Here is an 18,136-nt window from a genome sequence, read left to right on the forward strand (position 1 = left end):
ACCAAAGGGGGCGGCGCCGTCGTAGTTTGGGCTGCCTCAGCGACGTTTAGGCAAGCACCGAGCGGTAGACCTCCAAGGTGGTCTCAGTGATCGATTCCCAGGAGAAATGTTGCTCGGCGCGGCGGCGTCCAGCTGCGCCCATTTCGCGGGCACGGGCCGGGTCCGAAACCACGTCATTGAGGGCCGCGGCAAAGTCGCTGACGAATTTTTCCGGATCCAGCGGTGTTCCCGTTCCGTCCGTGACCTGTTCCAATTCCACCAGCAGACCTGTCTTACCGTGATCCACAACCTCGGGAATTCCACCGGTAGCGCTGGCTACGACTGCTGCCCCGCATGCCATGGCTTCCAGGTTCACGATGCCCAGCGGTTCGTAAATGGACGGGCACGCGAAGGCCGTGGCGTGGCTCAGGACCTGGATCAGTTCACGGCGGGGAAGCATACGCTCGATCAGGATGACGCCTTCGCGCTTGCTCTGCAGCTCGCCGATCAGTTGAGCCGTTTCGGCGGCCAGTTCCGGGGTATCGGCAGCGCCAAGGCAAAGAACCAGCTGGACATCCGCAGGCAGGCTCGAGGCGGCGCGAAGCAGGTACGGGACGCCCTTCTGGCGGGTATTGCGGCCCACGAACACCACGCTCGGCTTGGCGGGGTCGATGCCGAGGGCGCGGACTGCGTCCTCCTCTTCGTCTCTTTCCCACAGGGAGACATCGATGCCGTTGTGGACCACTTTGACCTTGTCCGGATCGACGTCGGGATAGCTGCGCAGGATGTCCTGGCGCATGCCGTCCGATACGGCGATGATTGCCGCAGCCGCCTCGTAGGCGGTCTTCTCAACCCAGGAGGACAGGGCATATCCGCCGCCGAGCTGCTCAGCCTTCCACGGACGGAGCGGCTCGAGGCTGTGTGCGCTGAGCACGTGGGGAATGCCGTGCAGCAGGGAGGCGAGATGGCCCGCCATGTTGGCATACCAGGTGTGCGAGTGGACGAGGTCCGCCCCCGCGATGTCGGGAACGATCCGAAGATCGACGCCCAGGGTCTGCACCGCGGCGTTTGCTCCGTCGAGGTCCGACGGGGTTGCGTAGGACTCCACCTTGGCCCCGTGGTAGTCGGCATCGCGCGGCGCGCCGAAGGCACGGACGCGGAGGTCCACGTGCTTTGCCAGCACCCGGCTGAGCTCGGCCACGTGCACACCGGCACCGCCATAAATTTCCGGAGGGAATTCTTTAGTCACAATGTCTATTCGCACGCTAACCAACGTAGTCGTTCCGGCGTATGTGTTCTAGTGTGAAAGAGTCCGGAAAATCGGACTTTTGGGGGCTACGAAGACGTACGGGGAGCTGTAACCATGGCGTTGAAGAAAGTATTGGCAATCGTGCTGGCAGGCGGGGAAGGCAACCGCCTGATGCCGTTGACGGCGGATCGTGCCAAGCCGGCTGTACCGTTTGCCGGCGGATACCGGCTCATTGACTTTGCACTATCGAATCTGGTCAATTCGGGATATTTGCGAATTGTTGTGCTTACCCAGTACAAATCGCATAGCCTTGACCGCCATATCTCCGAGACTTGGCGGATGTCCACACAGCTGGGCCGCTATGTGGCCTCCGTTCCCGCCCAGCAACGCGTAGGCAAGAGCTGGTTCCTCGGCAGCGCCAACGCCATCTACCAGTCCTTGAACCTTATCCATGACGACGCTCCGGACATCGTGGTGGTGGTCGGTGCGGACCACGTTTACCGCATGGATTTCTCCCAAATGGTGGAACAGCACATCGCCAGCGGCGCAAAGGCAACTGTTGCAGCGGTCAGGCAGCCGTTGAACATGGCCAACCAGTTCGGCGTCATCGAGGTGGACCAGAACGATCCCCAGAAGATCGCGGCCTTCGTTGAGAAGCCGGCCAGCACTCCAGGCCTGGCCGCCGATCCCAACCAGTTCCTCGCCTCCATGGGCAACTACGTCTTCAACGCCGACGCACTGGTGGAAGCTTTGCATGTGGACGCCGAGCGGCTCGACACCAAGCACGACATGGGCGGCGACATCATCCCCTACTTCGTGGACGAAGGCGAAGCGGGAGTCTATGACTTCACGCTCAACGACATTCCCGGCGCCACGGAGCGGGACCGTACCTACTGGCGCGACGTCGGTACCATCGACTCATTCTTCGACGCCCACATGGACCTGATCTCCCCAGTGCCGGTCTTCAACCTCTACAACTCCGAGTGGCCGATCTACACCCGCCAGAGCATCTCCCCGCCCGCAAAGTTTGTCCGCGGCGGAAACAGCACGGTCGGTACGGCCCTCGACTCCATCGTGGCCAGCGGCGTAGTCATCTCCGGCGGTATCGTCGAGGGTTCCGTGCTGGCGAACGACGTCTTTGTGGAAGCCGGCAGCCGTATCCAGGACTCAGTCCTTATGGACAAGGTGCGCGTCGGTGAAGGCGCTGTGATCAAGCGGGCCATCGTGGACAAAAATGTCAAGGTTCCCGCAGGGGCTGCCATCGGCCTTGACCCCGCCTTGGATAAAGCCCGTGGATTCAAGGTGACGGAATCCGGCATCACTGTATTGGCCAAGGGCCAGGTTGTCCCTGACCCGGACGAGGCCGAACTGGCGCTTTCCGCGAATTTCCGGGGCAGTTTGCCCCAGGCACTGAAAGCCGCGACCCAGGATGACCCGGAGATCAGGGATTCGGCGGAGAAGGTTGCCGCCGGCATCCAGGCCCGAGTGGTGGATGCCGCTTCACAGGGGGCAACACGCTAGCCCACGCACCCGCGACGCCATAACCAGAGGCAGGCCGCAAGGTCCCAAGGCTGTAAAATCAGGTCAATGAGCTCCACCGACCTGACGCCTGAGGAGATCCAGGCCTGCCTCAAGGTTTTAACCACCATCCATGCCTATGACGAGGAGCACCCGGATTACGTCGCGGTGCGCCGCGCCACGGGCAAGATGTTCAAGGCCGTCAAACGGCACCGCCGCGTTACCAAGCGTGACCAAATCGCAGAGGCCGATCGTGCCGTCATTGCCCTGACGGCTACTGCGGCTCCGGACCGCATCGACGACGAAACCCGCGGCAACAAGCTCGCGACGTCGGCCACAGGCGAGATTGCCGGACACCTGATCCGTTCGCGCCCTTGCTACATCTGCAAGCAGCACTACACGCAGGTGGACGCCTTCTACCACCAGCTCTGCCCGGAATGCGCAGCGTTCAGCCACGGCAAGCGCGATGCCCGTACAGACTTGACCGGGCGAAGGGCCTTGCTGACGGGCGGGCGTGCCAAGATCGGCATGTACATCGCACTGCGACTGCTTCGCGACGGTGCCCACACAACAATCACCACGCGCTTTCCAAAGGATGCCGCCCGCCGCTTCGCTGCCATGGAGGACAGCGCGGAGTGGTTGCACCGGCTCAAGATCGTCGGAATCGACCTGCGGGACCCGGCACAGGTCATGGCCCTCACGGACTCCTTGGACGAGGCCGGCCCGTTGGACATCATCATCAACAACGCCGCACAGACCGTCCGCCGGTCCGGAAATGCCTATAAGCCACTTGTTGACGCCGAGGACGAGCCCTTGCCGGCGGCGCTGGACGCAGCCAACGGCGGTCCGGAACTGGTGACGTTCGGCCATGCCCATGACAAGCATCCGCTGGCCCTGGCAAGCAGCGTAACGGAACACCCGGTCCTTGCCGGAGATGCGATTACCTCCCTGGCATTGTCCACGGGATCGGCATCACTGGAACGGATCGAGTCCGGCACGGCAATCGACGCCGGCGGCCTTGTCCCCGATCTCGCCACGATCAACAGTTGGACGCAGGTAGTGGACGAAGTGGATCCATTGGAGATGCTCGAGGTGCAGTTGTGCAATGTCACAGCGCCGTTCCTCCTGGTGAGCCGGCTCCGGAACGCCATGAAGCGGTCCACCGCCCGACGCAAATACATCGTGAACGTCTCCGCGATGGAAGGCCAGTTCTCGCGCGCCTACAAGGGCCCCGGCCATCCTCACACGAACATGGCCAAAGCGGCGCTCAACATGATGACCAGGACCAGTGCCCAGGAAATGCTTGACTCCGACGGCATCCTGATGACTGCCGTGGACACGGGGTGGATCACGGACGAGCGTCCGCACTACACCAAGGTCCGCCTCATGGAGGAGGGCTTCCACGCTCCCTTGGACCTCGTGGATGGTGCGGCCCGCGTCTACGACCCGATCGTGATGGGCGAGCAGGGCGAGGACCAATACGGAGTATTCCTCAAGGATTACAAGCCCTCGCCCTGGTAGACCCCTGCCGGGGTTTTACGCCAGGCGCGTGATCTCCACTGACACGGCCAAACCGGAACCGCCGCCGCCGGAGAGGATGCCCTTCAGCGGCGGCACATCCCGGTAGTCCCGGCCCTTGGCAACCGTCACATGGTAGTCACCGGCCGGCTTGTGGTTGGTTGGATCCCAACTCCGCCATTCACCGTCCCACCATTCCAGCCAGGCATGGGACTGCCCGGCCACGGTTTCGCCGATGTCAGCAGACGAACGCGGGTGGATGTAGCCGGAGACGTAACGAGCCGGGATACCCGAGCTGCGGAGGGCGCCAATGGCAAGGTGGGCAAGGTCCTGGCAAACCCCTTGCCGCTGGCTCCAGGCCTGTTCGGCGTTGGTGGTAACCCCTGTGGTCCCCTTCATGTAGGTCATTTCCCCGGCCATCCAGGCGAAGACCGCCAAAGCGGCCTCGTGGGGGTTCTTGCCGTCCACGACGCCCGGAATGATGCCCAGGACTTCTTCTCCGGGACCGCTGAGGCGCGACTGGGGCAACCAGTCGCTGAATTCGTCCTGGATCTTTGCCGAGCGGATGACATCCCAGTTAACAATGTCGTCCTCGTTTGCCACCCGCTCGGTCCGGTGCACCTCAACCGTGGCCGTAGCGAGGACCTCGAGGTTTTCATGCGGCATCTGCATGTCGAACGCGGTCACCCGGGTTCCCCAGTAGTCACGGTACGTGCTGACGGAGGCCTGGCTCGGTGAAACCTTGAGCGAGGACTCCAGCACCACCTGCTGGCCGTCGGTCAGGGGGGTCATCCTGGCCTCGTTGTAGCTCAGCGTCACGCGGCGGTTGTATTTGTAGGCCGTCTTGTGGACGATGCTCAGCCGGGTCATGAAACTTCTCCCACCCAGGCATGCTCATCAGCCTGATTGAAGTACTTACGGGAAATCGCGTCCGAAGCCTGCGTCACTGCCTTCTGCACGCGCTCCATGTGCTCGGGCAGTTCGGACATCAGGTCATCGGTACGGTGGAACTCGAGGAAGGTCCGGGCCTGCCCGACGATCCGCCGGGCGTCGTTGATGAAACCGACACGCTGGGCGGACGGGTCCAGCTTTGCGAGGCATTCATCCGCATCACGGAGCGCGTAGACGATGGAACGCGGGAACAACCGGTCCAGCAAGAGGAATTCGGCCGCGTGCTGGTCACCAAAGGCAGCCCTGCGCGTCCGGATAAAAGACTCGTAGGCGCCGGCGCAACGCAGCATGTTCACCCATGACATCCCTGCGGACTGAACGTCCCGGGTGGACAGCATGCGGGCGGTCATGTCCGCGCGTTCCAGGGACCTGCCCAGGACCATGAACAGCCAGCTCTCGTCGTGGCTCACTGTGGTGTCCGCGAGGCCGCGGACCATGGCGGTCCGTTCGAGGACCCAGTTGCAGAAGCGGTATGTGCCCACAACGTCCTTACGGTGCTGGTTCAGCCCGTAGTAGGTGGTATTGAGGCTTTCCCATAACGACTGTGAGACGGTTTCGCGTGCCCTGCGGGCGTTCTCGCGGGCGGCACCCAGGGAGCCTGCAATCGAGGAAGCGCTTTGTTTGTCGTAGGCGAGGCTGAGGAGCAGTTCCGGGAGGCCGAAGTCTTCGTTTTGCGGCTTGGCGCCCATGACCGCCAACAGGTCCCGGGCAACCGCGCGCTGCTCGTCCAACGGCAGATGGTTCAACCGTTCAAGGTGGACGTCCAGGATCCTTGCGGTGCCATCGGCGCGTTCTACGTAGCGGCCAATCCAGAAGAGTGATTCGGCAATACGGCTCAGCATGGGACTGCGCCTCCTTCGCATGGTGCAGGCAGAAGTTCGAGGGTCTGTGGCGGCAAGGTATGTCTCACTGCTGTTGTTCCGTCTGGCGGTCCCGCCAGTTGCTCTCAACGGGCCACACGGAGACCTGTTCACGGACGGTGACTGATTCCCGCGGAAGGAACTCAGCCGGCATCTGGGGCGAATTGGCCAGGACCCAGGTGTCCTTCGAACCGCCGCCCTGGCTTGAGTTCACGATCAGGGAGCCTTCCTTAAGGGCCACGCGGGTGAGTCCGCCGGGCAGGACCCATACGTCGTCGCCGTCGTTCACTGCGAAGGGGCGCAAGTCCACGTGCCGCGGCCCGAACTTGTCCCCGGACAAGGTTGGCACCGTGGAAAGCTGCAGCACGGGCTGGGCGATCCAGCCACGCGGGTCCGCAATCACCCGCTTGCGCAAAGCATCAAGCTCATCCTTTGAAGCATCCGGGCCGATCACCAAGCCCTTGCCGCCGGAACCATCCACGGGCTTGACCACCAGTTCCTCAAGGCGGTCCAGAACATGTTCCCTGGCTTCCTTTTCCTCGAGCCGGAAAGTGTCGACATTGGCGATGATCGGCTCTTCGTGAAGGTAGTAGCGGATCAGGTCAGGGACGTAACTGTACACGAGCTTGTCGTCGGCTACGCCGTTGCCTACGGCATTGGCGATCGTGACTCCGCCGGCACGCGCTGCGTTGACCAGGCCCGGGCAGCCCAGCATCGAATCCGAGCGGAACTGCAGCGGATCAAGGAAGTCGTCATCGATGCGCTTGTAGATGACGTCCACCCGCTGCTCTCCGGCCGTGGTGCGCATGTACACGCGGTTTCCGCGGCAGATGAGGTCGCGGCCTTCCACGAGCTCAACACCCATCAAACCAGCCAGCAGTGTGTGCTCAAAGTACGCGCTGTTGAAGACGCCAGGCGTCAGGACCACCACGGTGGGATCGTCCACTCCGGCGGGAGCGGTCTTGCGGAGGGCCGAGAGGAGTCGGCGAGGATACTCCTCCACGGGACGGATGTTCTGCTGGCCGAACGCCTCCGGCAGGCCTTTGGCCATTGCCTGGCGGTTCTCCAGGACGTAGCTCACGCCGGAGGGAACACGGACGTTGTCCTCAAGGACCCTGAATGTACCGGCTGCGTCGCGGACCACGTCGATGCCGGAGACGTGCACACGGACTCCGCCGGATGGCTCGAAGCCGTGCACGGCCCTGTGGAAGTGTGCACTTGTGGTCACCAGCTGGCGCGGGATCACACCGTCCGCCACCACGGCCATTCGTCCATATACATCGTTGAGGAACGCTTCAAGGGCCTTCACGCGCTGTGCGACGCCACGTTCCAGGACGTCCCACTCGTCGGCGGGAATGACGCGGGGAACGATGTCCAGGGGGAACGGCCGCTCCTCCCCCGCGTAATCGAACGTGACGCCACGGTCGAGGAAGCTGCGGGCCATCGAGTCGGCCCGCGCGGTGACGTCCGCCAAGGAAAGCTCCTGGAGTGCACCTGCAACCTGGCCGTACGACCTTCTGGCAATGTGGTCGCTGGTAAACATCTCGTCGTAGGCTCCGCTGCGTGCGGCGGCCTCGGAGTAATCCTGGAAGAGGTCAGACATGGGAAATAGACAATCACCTTTTTGGGTCCAGCGCATTTCGGCCTCATTGTGTCGCGGTTTCCGGCGGGTGCCCCGGGCAGTCGATGTCCGGGATCGTGATTAGATGGCTGTGTGTCCAATCACAATCTGTCACGCGATGAAGCCGCAGCCCGTTCAGCCCTGATCACCACCCACAGCTATGACGTCACCCTCGATGTCCGCGACGCGGCAGATCCCGCCGTCGCCGGATATCCGAGTACCAGTACCATCAACTTCTCGGCCGAGCCCGGTGCTGCCACCTTCCTGGACTTTATTGGTGCCGGTGTCCAGTCCGTTGTCCTGAACGGCCGCGCCCTGGATGTCGGTTCCGTGGTGGACCAGGACAGAATCAAACTGGCGGACCTCGAGGCGGAAAATGCCGTCACCGTCAGCGGGACAGCCCTGTACAGCAGGTCCGGGGAAGGCATGCACCGTTTCGTGGATCCCGCTGACGGCCAGTGCTACCTCTACACACAGTACGAACCGGCAGACAGCCGGCGCGTCTTCGCAAACTTCGAACAGCCGGACCTCAAAGCCGGCTTCACCTTCCATGTCATCGCGCCCGTCGGCTGGGAAGTCGCCTCCAACGAAGCAGAGACCGCTTGCACACCCCTCATCGATGACTCCTCGGCACAGTTGTGGGACTTTGCCGCAACAAAGCGGATGTCCACCTACATCACCACGGTCCTGGCCGGACCATACTTCAAGGCGGTTGACCACTGGGCAGCAACGCTCGACGACGGTACGCGGCTTGAAGTACCGCTGGCACTCTACTGCCGCGCATCATTGTCCGGGTCCTTCGATACGGACGAGTTGTTCAAGCTCACCAAGAGCGGACTCGACTTCTTTAACCAGCTGTTCGACTACCCGTATCCATGGGGGAAGTACAGCCAGGCGTTCGTGCCCGAGTACAACCTCGGAGCCATGGAGAACCCGGGTTTGGTCACCTTCACGGAAAAGTACATTTACGCGTCCCGGGCCACCGAAGCGCAGTACCAGGCCCGCGCCAATACCCTCATGCACGAGATGGCACACATGTGGTTCGGTGATCTCGTGACCATGACCTGGTGGGACGACCTTTGGTTGAAGGAATCCTTCGCCGATTACATGGGCACGTTGGGAGTTGACCGAGCCACCGACTGGGACACAGCCTGGGTGAACTTCGCCAACAAGCGGAAGGCATGGGCCTACGTCCAGGACCAGCTTCCGACCACGCACCCCATCGTTGCCGACATCCCCGACCTTGAAGCGGCGAAGCAGAACTTCGACGGCATCACGTATGCCAAAGGCGCGTCCGTACTCAAGCAACTCGTGGCCTATGTCGGCTTCGATGCCTTCATTGCGGGCTCCCGCCGGTACTTCCGGGACAATGCGTTCGGAAACACCACCCTGCAGGACCTCCTGGAGGCACTCAGCGCCGCTTCGGGCCGCGACCTCACAGCTTGGGCCGGGCGATGGCTGCAGACCTCAGGCATTTCAACCATCAGCGCCGAGATCGCCGAGGATGACGGCGTCATGGGCGCGGTTATCCTTCAGCAGGATGCCGTGGATCCGCTTTCGGGCGACCAGGAGCTGCGGCCACATCGGCTGAGGCTGGGCTTGTACGACCCCGATGATGAAGGCAACTTGAGTCGCCGGGAAAGTGTTGAGGTGGATGTTGCCGGGCCAAGGACCTTGGTAGGGGAACTCGCCGGACAGCGCCGCCCGGCCCTCCTCCTCGTCAACGACGACGACCTCAGCTACGCAAAAGTACGGCTCGACGCGGTGTCCGAGCAGACCGTACGGACTTCCTTGGACAGGATCCAGGATCCGATGGCACGGGCTTTGTGCTGGACGGCGTTATGGGACTCCGCACGCGATGCAGTCTCGCCGGCCACCAAGTATGTCGCCGCCGTGGAGCGATTTGCTCCGGCCGAGACCGGTATCGGGGTGCTCCTAAACGTCCTGGCGAATGCCGCATATGCCATTGAGCGCTACGTTCCGGCGGCAACCCGGGAAACGGTGCGCTCCACGTTCCTAGAGGTGGCGGCGGGCCAATTGTCCTCAACCGGGCCAGGATCAGACCAGCAGTTGGCTTGGGCCCGTACCCTCGCCGACGTCTCGCGAAGCGGTGGCAACCACCTGCACTTGGTCAGGGCGCTCCTGGACGGAAGCGCGGTGGTGGAGGGCTTGTCCGTGGATGCCGAGCTCCGCTGGAGCCTCTTGCAGGCACTGGCAGCGCACGGGCAGGCCTCCCAAGCGGAACTGGATGCCGAGCTGGCAAAGGACAACACGGCGTCCGGCGCCGCGGCACACGCCCTTGCCATGGCCGCCCGGCCGGATGCGGAGGTGAAGTCCTCCGCCTGGAAGTCAGCCGTCCTTGGGTTCGGCCTGTCCAATGAGATCCTCAGCGCAACGATCGCCGGATTCATGACAGCTTCCCCTGCCCTCCTGGAACCATACATCGAACCGTATTTCGAGAGCCTGGAAAAGGTCTGGGAGGATCGTTCCATCGAGATCGCCGGAAGGATCGTTCGGGGGCTGTTCCCGGCTGCGCAGGATCTGCCGGAGGGGACCGCTCCGCTTGACCACCCGGTGCTTGTCCGGACCGATCGATGGCTCAACGAGCACGCGGAGGCGCCACGGGCCTTGCGCCGCATTGTCGTCGAGCAGCGCAGCCACTTGTTCCGGGCGTTGTCGGCGCAGGCTGCGGGCAGCAATCAGCTCTGATTGGCGGCTATGGGACCCGGTTGAGCCATTCGTCCGTGCCGAACTTTGATCCGACCCGCTTTCCGGCTTCTTCCAGTTCTTCGGCAGTCAGTTCCGAGACGGTAGCGCCATAGCGTTCCGCAAAGACGTCCTGCATGGCCGTGATGATTGCTGCCCGGCTCAGTCCGGTCTGTCTCCGCAAGGGGTCAACGCGCTTCTTGGCGCTGCGCGTACCCTTGTCCGAGAGTTTTTCCTTGCCGATGCGCAACACCTCAACCATCTTGTCGGCGTCGATGTCATAGCTCATGGTGACGTGGTGCAGCATGCCGCCGTTGGCCAGGCGCTTCTGGGCGGCTCCCCCGATCTTGCCCTGGTCCGTGGCGATGTCGTTCAGCGGTACGTAGAACGCTGAGATGCCAAGTTTTTCCAACGCCGCCATGACCCATGAATCAAGGAAGGCATAGGAGTCGGCAAAGCTGATTCCATCCACCAAGGTCTGGGGCAGATACAGGGAGTACGTGATGCAGTTGCCTGCCTCCATGAACATTGCTCCCCCGCCGCTGATCCGCCGGACCACGGTGACGCCGTGCCTGGCAACACCCTCCGGATCCACCTCGTTGCGGACCGACTGGAAGCTGCCGATCACCACGGAAGGTTCTTCCCAGTCCCAGAACCTCAAGGTAGGGTTCCTGCGTCCGGCACCGACTTCCTCGGTGAGGACCTCATCCAGGGCAACGTTCACCCTGGTTGGCAGCACCGACGGCGGAATGACGTCCCATTGGTGGTCGGCCCAGCCGGTCGCCCTGGAGAGCGCACGCCTGACAGCTACAGCGACGGCCTCCGCGGAGAACCCGAACAGGACCGCATCCTTGGGAAGGCGGGCGGTGATTGCGGCAGCAAGGTCCGGTGCCCCCGTAGCTGCGTCCAAACCCGTCAGGGCTGCGTTGATGTCCAAGAGGGCCTCGTCAGGCTCCAGGAAGAAGTCGCCGCTTACCGATACGTTGGTGAACTTTCCTCCGGCGACTTCCAGGTCAACCACCACGAGTTTGCCGCCGGGGACTTTGTATTCGCCGTGGAGGCGCGTGCCGTCGTCGTATGTTTCCTGGGCGGGGTGGGAAGTCATGGTTCCCATCTTGCCGGAAAACGCAAAGGCCCGCATCGCCGGAAACCGGTGATGCGGGCCTTCGAAAAGACTTGGGGACGAAGTGGTTACTTCTTGCCGCCGAAGCCCTTGAAGCGGGCGTTGAAGCGCTCGACGCGGCCGGCGGAGTCCATGATGCGCTGCTTGCCCGTGTAGAACGGGTGCGACTCCGAGGAGATTTCGACGTCGATGACCGGGTAGGTGTTGCCGTCTTCCCACTCGATGGTCTTGGAAGAAGACACGGTGGACTTGGTCAGGAACTTGACGCCGGAAGCGAGGTCGTTGAAGACAACAGCTTCGTACTTCGGGTGGATATCAGACTTCATAATTGGACCTTTGTTCGCGCAACTGGATTTTGCCAGCTGCCAGGTATGAATGGAGTGGTCCTTGGAAGGAGAACTTATTTCAACGTCCGGACCAACAAACAATCATACCGGAAACCAGGCAGTGCCACGAACCGGCGCTAAGTCCGGGGACGAAGTTCCCAAAAGGCAACAGCCGACGCCGCGGCAACGTTGAGGGAATCGACGCCGGGACGCATGGGGATCTTGACGGCGAGGTCGACGGCGGCAAGCGTGTCGGCGCTCATGCCCGCGCCTTCGGTACCAAGCACCAGGGCCAATTTGGGTAGCTGGCGACCTGCCAGTTCGTCCAGGTCCAGGGCATCATCCGTCAACTCCATCGCAGCGACCGTGAAGCCCTGCTCCTGGAGCTCTGCCAGGCCGCCCGGCCAACTCTCCAGGCGCGCCCAAGGAACCTGGAACACCGTGCCCATGCTGACGCGGACGCTGCGACGGTACAGGGGGTCGCCGCACCGTGGCGAGACGAGTACGGCGTCAACACCCAGCGCCGCGGCTGAACGGAAGATGGCGCCAACATTCGTGTGGTCAACAATGTCCTCGAGCACGGCAACCCGTTGGGCATTGGCCAGCAACTCCTCCAAGGGGACGGGGGCAGGCCTGTGCATGGCTGCCATGGCCCCGCGATGGAGGTGGAAGCCGGTGATTTCTTCGAGCAAGGAAGCCTTGCCCACAAACACCGGGACTTCAGGATAGGCCTCGAAGACGTCGCGGAGGTCCTCGATCCACTTCTCGGCCAGGAAGAAGGAACGTGGCTGATGCCCTGCTGCGAGAGCCCTGCGCAGGACCCTGCTGGACTCCGCGATGTACATGCCTTCCTCCGGTTCGCGAAGCTTGCGAAGGTGCACATCCGTCAGTGTGGTGTAGTCGGACACCCGGGGGTCGTCGGCTGATTCAAGGTAATGGAACGCCACTGGCCATCACTTCAGCAGGTTGGCGATCATGAAGCCGAGGGCCACGATGCCGAGGGTGAAGATGACGCTGCGGAGGACCTTCGGAGAGAGTTTGCGGCCCACTTTGGAGCCAACCAGTCCACCAATGGTGGAGCTGACGGCAATCAGCAGGACCACCAGCCAGTTGATGCGGTCGAAGGCAAAGATGAGGTAGGACACCGCGGCCACCATGTTCACCGTCAACGTCAGGATGTTCTTCATCGCGTTGGCGTTCTGCATTGTCCCTGACATAAACACCCCGAGGATGCCTACCAGAAGGATTCCCTGGGCCGCGACAAAGTAGCCGCCGTAGACTCCGGCGAGGTAGATGAGGACCACCAGGAGGATACCGTGGCTCTTGTCTTTGAGTGCGTGTTCCGGGTTCTGCTCCCGGTTCCGGATCCACGCCTGCAGCTTGGGCTGGAACAGCACCATCAACAGGGCCGCCACCAGCAGTACGGGTGCAACGTAGCCGAACACCTTTTCGGGCAGATGCAAGAGCAGCCATGCGCCGGTGATGCCGCCCAGCAGTGAAGCGGGCATAAGCTTCAACAGTTGCCTGCCGCGGCCTGCCAACTCGCGCCGATAACCCCATGCACCGGCTGCTGTGCCCGCCACGAGGCCCATGGCGTTGCTCATGGAGGCCACCACAGGAACGACTCCCAGGGCAATCAGCACCGGGAACGTGACCAGGGTGCCGGAGCCGACCACCGCGTTGATGGTGCCGGCCCACAGGCCGGCAAAAAAGATCAGGATGCTGCTAATAATCTCCACAGTGACGCGTCTACCCTATCGGCGTGCGGTGGCCGTGTACCGGCCGGCGTTTTCGGTGACGTCCAGGGCAAGGCCGAAAGTGTCACCGAGGTGCTCGTCGGTAAGGACTTCCTTGATGGGGCCTGCGGCCACCACTTCACCCTCCCGCAGCAGCATGGCGTGGGTGAAGCCCGGCGGTACTTCTTCGAGGTGGTGGGTCACCAGCACCATGGCCGGGGCGTCCTCGTCCTGGGCGAGCTCGCCCAGCTTGTGGACCAGCTCTTCACGGCCGCCCAGGTCCAAGCCTGCTGCCGGCTCGTCCAGGAGCAGGAGTTCGGGATCAGTCATCAGGGCGCGTGCGATCTGTACGCGCTTGCGTTCGCCCTCGGAAAGAGTGGCGAAGGTCCGGTTCAGGAGCGGTCCCATCCCCCAGTCGTTCAGGAGTGCAAAGGCGCGGCGTTCGTCATCACGCTCGTAGCCTTCGCGCCAGCGGCCCGTGACGCCGTAGGCAGCGGTAACGACCACGTTCAGCACATTCTCGTGTTCGGGGATCTGCGTAGCCAGTGCTGCTGAGGACAGGCCGATCCGCGGGCGCAGTTCAAAAACATCTACCCGCCCCATGGTCTCGTCAAGGATGCCGGCAGTGCCGCTGCTGGGGTGGAGCCGTGCGGCCGCAACTTGCAACAGCGTGGTCTTGCCGGCGCCGTTGGGTCCGAGGATGACCCAGCGTTCGCCTTCGTTGACTTGCCAGTCCACTTTGTCCAGCAGGGTCTTCTTGCCTCGGACAACGCTGACGGAAGACAAATCCAGAACATCACTCATAGGAGTAGACACTAGGACAAAAATGAAGATGACTGATAACCGGTCGTAGCCCTGGTTTTGTGCGGCGAAATGAATTCGGGAGCGCAGGGCTCCCTCGATAGGATTGAGGCCATGACTTCGAACTTGGCTGCCGTCAGCTATGGCGTGAATCTGTCCCCCGAATCATGGGACGAGGTGACCGGTGTACTGGCAGCCGCCGGCATTGCTGTGTCGGCAGAATCACACGCGGGCGACGAGCGCTACGGCGTCCGCATCGCCGAACTCAATCTTCCTTCTTCAACGGCGGATGAGCTGGCGGGCCTTCGACGAAGCATCGCAGACGCGGAGATTGCAGGCGTGGACACGGCAATCGTGCCGTCGTCCCTGCGACGGGCCCCGCGAAAACTGCTCATCATGGACGTTGATTCAACGCTTATCCAGCAGGAAGTGATTGAGCTGCTGGCCGCTTATGCGGGCAAGCGGGAAGAAGTCGCAGCGGTCACCGAATCGGCCATGCGCGGCGAACTTGATTTCGCCCAGAGCCTTCATGCTCGCGTCGCCGTACTTGCGGGCCTGCCTGCCGCCGTCGTGGATTCGGTGCGCGAGGAAGTGCGCCTGAGCTTGGGCGCGGCAGAGTTGGTTGCCGCGTTCAAGGCAGCAGGGCACGTCGTCGCCGTGGTTTCAGGTGGCTTCAACCAGATCCTTGGTCCGATTGCTTCGGAACTTGGCATGGACTATTGGATCGCCAACGAGCTTGAAATCGTCGACGGCGCGCTGACAGGCAAGGTGCTGGGCGCGGTGATCGACCGTGCCGCGAAGGAAAAGTACCTGCGGGAGTGGGCCGCGGCCGAGGGTATCGACCTTGAACACACCATCGCCGTGGGCGACGGCGCGAACGACCTCGATATGCTCGGGGCGGCCGGCATCGGTGTGGCATTCAACGCGAAGCCCGCTGTGCGTGCCGTAGCGGATGCAGCCATCAACATGCCGTACCTCGACGCCGTAAGGCATATCGCCAACGTCTGAACCTGCTGGAGGCCGGTGCCCGCCGACGCCGGTTCTGACGACGTCCCCATTTTGTGAGCGCAATCACAACAGCACAGGGTCATTGCCGCAACACGGAATGCCTGCAACGGCTACCAGTTAGATGCGTGGCGAAATCGTTCGCATCGCCATGCAGCGCCCCAAGCCGGCCGGCTACCTTCGTTGCCGGTTCGGCGGGCGCGTAGTGCCCGACCCGGCATTGCTACCCCATGGCGCCGGGCCGGAGGTGGTGTGTCCGGCCTGCGGCGGCCGGACACACTGCCCGATGACGCTACCCTGCTGACCGATGCCACCGAGCCGTTCGCCCCCGTGCCTTTATCCCAGCGGTTCGAAACCGCGTCATGATCCGGGGATTCGCGCCACTGAATATCGTAAGTGGCCGGTACGTCAGGTTTTGCGGGCGATAACCGGCCACCCCCGGAAGTAGATCCCAAAGTTTTCTCTGCCTGGGTGGCTTTGGTGCAAAGGATGACAATGAGTATTTCCCAAGGCACTTGGAAATGGTGGAAGCGTCGCGACGAAAATGCGCTTGATCAGCCGGAATTTGCTGAGGAACAATCATCCATTCTTGATTCCATGTTTGATGCCGAACACCCGATGTCCGGCCCGGATGACGCGGCTTTGTCACGGGAGCATGGTTCCGCCGGCTTTGCGGATCTCTTCGGCGATACAACAGAAAAGGAAGAACTAAACATGAGCTCACTTGATGAAGCTGTCAAGCAATTGCTGTCCATCGAAGGTGCCACCGGCGCCGCGGTAGTCGACTACACCAGTGGAATGGCGCTGGCACAGGGCGGCAGCCCGGGCTTCGATCTTGGGGTCGCGGCCGCGGGAAACTCGAACGTGGTCAGCGCAAAACTCCGCACCATGAAGGACCTCAACCTCGAGAGCGATATCGAGGACATCCTGATCACTTTGGATAGCCAATACCACCTGATCAACGTCCTCAATTCCGCAGGCTCCAAGGGCCTCTTCGTGTATTTGGTCCTCGATCGAACCTACGCGGACCTGGCGCTTGCACGCCACAAACTGAAGACCCTTGCCGCGGGGATCACCATCTGAGTCGAGCCAACGGCAAGAAGGGGTGGTGGCGCCAACGCGCCACCACCCCTTGGACGTTCACCGGGCGTGGATCCAGTTTGCAGGACACTTCACTACTCCTTGGCCCGACGCGCGTCTCCCCGTCCTGTCCCGAACTTACTCCCGAGCATGTGGTGGACCAGCACGTCCTCATTGGTGTTGGCGTTGGCTTCAATGGAGACCATTTCGCCATCCCGCATCACGCCTATTCGATGGCACCAGGTGACGAGCTCGGACAAATCCGAAGACAAGAGGATGATTGCTACCCCGGTGTTACTCAGCTCATGGAGCATCTTGTAGACGATTTCCTTGGCGCCGATGTCTATGCCGCGGCTTGGATGGCTCAGGATCAGCACGTCGCAGTCCGTGGTCATCCATTTGGCCAACTGCACTTTTTGGCGGTCGCCGCCTGAAAGAGTGGTGATGGTTCCGTGGATGTTCGTGGTGTTGATACGCATCCGCCTGACGAGCTCAATCACGCCGCGAAGCTGCACGATCTCGTCCTGCAGGCTCACGTCCGGCGCTTCATTTGGTTGCTGCAGGCCATCTACGATGGTGTCGCCGGTTTCGAAGTTGTCATCGCTCTCCGACAGGTAACCGATCCTCAATTGCTGTGCGTCCTGCTGGCTGCGGATCTCCACGGGCTCTCCGTGCATGAAGATCTGTCCGGAGCTGCTTGGCTGGGCGCCCACCAAGGCACCGATGAGGGGGTAGATGCCGGAACGGTGTGTTCCGACCAGGCCGAAGACCTCTCCTTTCGCAACGCTGAAGCTGACGTCGCGTACGCCCTGTCCTGCACTCAGCCCAACAACACGCAAAGCTTCATCGCCCGTGGGCAAGTTTGTGGGGCGAGGGTTGCTTTCGGGTTTTTGCTGGAGCAGCAGGAAGGCGAGTTCGTCCACGTCGGTCTGTCCCGCCGCGAGAACCCGGTGGACCCGTCCGTCCCGGAGCACGGCGATACGGTGGGCGATCGACCGAACCTCATCCAGGCGATGCGTAATGTAGATGATCGCCCGGCCCTGCTTCGTGAGCATCCTGAGCACTTCGTGGAGAACGGCTACGTCGTGGTCCGGAAGTGATGCGGCCACCTCGTCCATGATCACCAGTTGGGCCTCTTCGGCGACCATCCTCAAGACTTCCACGAGGGTCTGTTCGGCGCGGATCAACGTTCGGACCTTGGCATCCGGATCCAGGTTGACTCCGATGTCCTGCAACAGCTTCGCCGCTTGGTCCCGGAGCTCCTCGTGGGGCTTGGAAGCCTGGAAGGTTCCGCGAAAGATGGCCTTGGCTATTGTCAGGTCGGGGTCGATTCGGAAGTTCTGCGGAATCAGCCCGACTCCGCAGGCTTGGGCCTCCTCCAGTGAGGCCGGCGTGTAGATTTCGCCGGCAAGCGTCATTCGGCCGCCGTCATGCTTGTGGGAGCCGGCCAGGACGGCCATGAGCGTTGTCTTTCCGGCGCCGTTGGTTCCGATCAAACCCAGGATTTCGCCTCGGTGCAGCGAAAAACCGACTCCCTTGAGAATGCGCCTTTGATCGTAGGACGCACGAAGATCATCGGCGTGCAATAGCAGGTCCAAGAATGCTCCTAGTTCGCAGATATGCGTATGTGGCTGGGGCAGGATGTCCGGGCGTTGCGCGCAGC

15 protein-coding genes are annotated in these 18,136 nt (G+C 62.2%); 5 read left to right on the plus strand and 10 right to left on the minus strand.

The window, feature by feature from the left end; genetic code table 11:
- Nucleotides 1-46: 46 nt before the first annotated feature.
- Nucleotides 47-1,243, minus strand: a complete 1,197-nt coding sequence (gene glgA / locus ACIPY2_RS04430; RefSeq protein ID WP_400265169.1) for a glycogen synthase — start codon at nt 1,241-1,243, stop codon at nt 47-49.
- Between the two features lie 99 nt (nt 1,244-1,342).
- Here glgA and glgC point away from each other — a divergent pair, with 99 nt between their 5' ends.
- Both glgC and ACIPY2_RS04440 read left to right on the plus strand, forming a co-directional pair.
- Nucleotides 1,343-2,749 (plus strand): glucose-1-phosphate adenylyltransferase, encoded by a 1,407-nt coding sequence (gene glgC / locus ACIPY2_RS04435; protein ID WP_400265170.1) that lies wholly within the window; start codon nt 1,343-1,345, stop codon nt 2,747-2,749.
- Nucleotides 2,750-2,815: 66 nt separating this feature from the next.
- Nucleotides 2,816-4,267: an SDR family NAD(P)-dependent oxidoreductase gene (locus ACIPY2_RS04440; protein WP_400265171.1), complete on the plus strand. Its 1,452-nt coding sequence runs from the start codon at nt 2,816-2,818 to the stop codon at nt 4,265-4,267.
- Between the two features lie 15 nt (nt 4,268-4,282).
- Here the strand turns inward: ACIPY2_RS04440 and ACIPY2_RS04445 are convergent, their stop codons facing one another.
- From ACIPY2_RS04445 to ACIPY2_RS04455, 3 genes are all read right to left on the minus strand, one after another.
- Entirely contained in the window at nt 4,283-5,134 is an 852-nt protein-coding gene (locus ACIPY2_RS04445) for a transglutaminase N-terminal domain-containing protein (RefSeq protein ID WP_400265172.1), read from the minus strand.
- Nucleotides 5,131-6,057 (minus strand): alpha-E domain-containing protein, encoded by a 927-nt coding sequence (locus ACIPY2_RS04450; RefSeq protein WP_400265173.1) that lies wholly within the window; start codon nt 6,055-6,057, stop codon nt 5,131-5,133. Before ACIPY2_RS04450 ends, ACIPY2_RS04445 begins: the two co-directional genes overlap by 4 nt.
- 64 nt (nt 6,058-6,121) lie before the next feature.
- Complete coding sequence (locus tag ACIPY2_RS04455; RefSeq protein ID WP_400265174.1) at nt 6,122-7,678, minus strand: circularly permuted type 2 ATP-grasp protein; 1,557 nt, start codon at nt 7,676-7,678, stop codon at nt 6,122-6,124.
- Nucleotides 7,679-7,789: 111 nt separating this feature from the next.
- Here ACIPY2_RS04455 and pepN point away from each other — a divergent pair, with 111 nt between their 5' ends.
- The gene (gene pepN / locus ACIPY2_RS04460) at nt 7,790-10,405 is read left to right on the plus strand and encodes an aminopeptidase N (protein ID WP_400265175.1); all 2,616 of its coding nucleotides are present in this window, start codon (nt 7,790-7,792) and stop codon (nt 10,403-10,405) included.
- Between the two features lie 7 nt (nt 10,406-10,412).
- Here pepN and ACIPY2_RS04465 read toward each other — a convergent pair whose 3' ends face one another.
- The 5 genes from ACIPY2_RS04465 to ACIPY2_RS04485 all read right to left on the minus strand — a co-directional run bounded on the left by ACIPY2_RS04465 (nt 10,413) and on the right by ACIPY2_RS04485 (nt 14,391).
- A complete protein-coding gene (locus tag ACIPY2_RS04465) occupies nt 10,413-11,507 on the minus strand; it encodes a biotin/lipoate A/B protein ligase family protein (protein ID WP_400265176.1) in 1,095 nt (364 codons plus the stop codon).
- Nucleotides 11,508-11,593: 86 nt separating this feature from the next.
- Nucleotides 11,594-11,851, minus strand: coding sequence for a type B 50S ribosomal protein L31 (locus tag ACIPY2_RS04470; protein ID WP_009358283.1), 258 nt, complete (start codon nt 11,849-11,851; stop codon nt 11,594-11,596).
- A gap of 137 nt (nt 11,852-11,988) precedes the next feature.
- Nucleotides 11,989-12,798, minus strand: coding sequence for a TrmH family RNA methyltransferase (locus ACIPY2_RS04475; RefSeq protein ID WP_400265177.1), 810 nt, complete (start codon nt 12,796-12,798; stop codon nt 11,989-11,991).
- Between the two features lie 6 nt (nt 12,799-12,804).
- Nucleotides 12,805-13,590, minus strand: a complete 786-nt coding sequence (locus tag ACIPY2_RS04480) for a sulfite exporter TauE/SafE family protein (RefSeq protein WP_400265178.1) — start codon at nt 13,588-13,590, stop codon at nt 12,805-12,807.
- A 15-nt stretch (nt 13,591-13,605) separates the two neighbouring features.
- Nucleotides 13,606-14,391 (minus strand): ABC transporter ATP-binding protein, encoded by a 786-nt coding sequence (locus tag ACIPY2_RS04485; protein WP_400265179.1) that lies wholly within the window; start codon nt 14,389-14,391, stop codon nt 13,606-13,608.
- 111 nt (nt 14,392-14,502) lie between these two features.
- Between ACIPY2_RS04485 and serB the strand changes: the two genes are divergently transcribed.
- Nucleotides 14,503-15,396 (plus strand): phosphoserine phosphatase SerB, encoded by an 894-nt coding sequence (gene serB, locus ACIPY2_RS04490; protein WP_400265180.1) that lies wholly within the window; start codon nt 14,503-14,505, stop codon nt 15,394-15,396.
- A gap of 492 nt (nt 15,397-15,888) precedes the next feature.
- Entirely contained in the window at nt 15,889-16,476 is a 588-nt protein-coding gene (locus ACIPY2_RS04495) for a hypothetical protein (protein ID WP_400265181.1), read from the plus strand.
- A 92-nt stretch (nt 16,477-16,568) separates the two neighbouring features.
- Here ACIPY2_RS04495 and ACIPY2_RS04500 read toward each other — a convergent pair whose 3' ends face one another.
- Entirely contained in the window at nt 16,569-18,071 is a 1,503-nt protein-coding gene (locus ACIPY2_RS04500; RefSeq protein WP_400265182.1) for a sugar ABC transporter ATP-binding protein, read from the minus strand.
- Nucleotides 18,072-18,136 lie beyond the last annotated feature (65 nt).

Origin of the sequence: Paenarthrobacter sp. NPDC089675 (assembly GCF_044749185.1) — a bacterium.
In the GTDB taxonomy this organism is placed as follows: Bacteria; Actinomycetota; Actinomycetes; order Actinomycetales; family Micrococcaceae; genus Arthrobacter.

What these genes read in the sequence shown, in the direction of transcription:
- ACIPY2_RS04445 (WP_400265172.1), bottom strand. Translation starts at nt 5,134, where the DNA reads ATGACCCGGCTGAGCATCGTCCACAAGACGGCCTACAAATACAACCGC.
- ACIPY2_RS04470 (WP_009358283.1), bottom strand. Translation starts at nt 11,851, where the DNA reads ATGAAGTCTGATATCCACCCGAAGTACGAAGCTGTTGTCTTCAACGAC.
- serB (WP_400265180.1), top strand. Translation starts at nt 14,503, where the DNA reads ATGACTTCGAACTTGGCTGCCGTCAGCTATGGCGTGAATCTGTCCCCC.
- ACIPY2_RS04465 (WP_400265176.1), bottom strand. Translation starts at nt 11,507, where the DNA reads ATGACTTCCCACCCCGCCCAGGAAACATACGACGACGGCACGCGCCTC.
- ACIPY2_RS04450 (WP_400265173.1), bottom strand. Translation starts at nt 6,057, where the DNA reads ATGCTGAGCCGTATTGCCGAATCACTCTTCTGGATTGGCCGCTACGTA.
- ACIPY2_RS04495 (WP_400265181.1), top strand. Translation starts at nt 15,889, where the DNA reads ATGAGTATTTCCCAAGGCACTTGGAAATGGTGGAAGCGTCGCGACGAA.
- ACIPY2_RS04485 (WP_400265179.1), bottom strand. Translation starts at nt 14,391, where the DNA reads ATGAGTGATGTTCTGGATTTGTCTTCCGTCAGCGTTGTCCGAGGCAAG.
- glgC (WP_400265170.1), top strand. Translation starts at nt 1,343, where the DNA reads ATGGCGTTGAAGAAAGTATTGGCAATCGTGCTGGCAGGCGGGGAAGGC.
- ACIPY2_RS04440 (WP_400265171.1), top strand. Translation starts at nt 2,816, where the DNA reads ATGAGCTCCACCGACCTGACGCCTGAGGAGATCCAGGCCTGCCTCAAG.
- ACIPY2_RS04455 (WP_400265174.1), bottom strand. Translation starts at nt 7,678, where the DNA reads ATGTCTGACCTCTTCCAGGATTACTCCGAGGCCGCCGCACGCAGCGGA.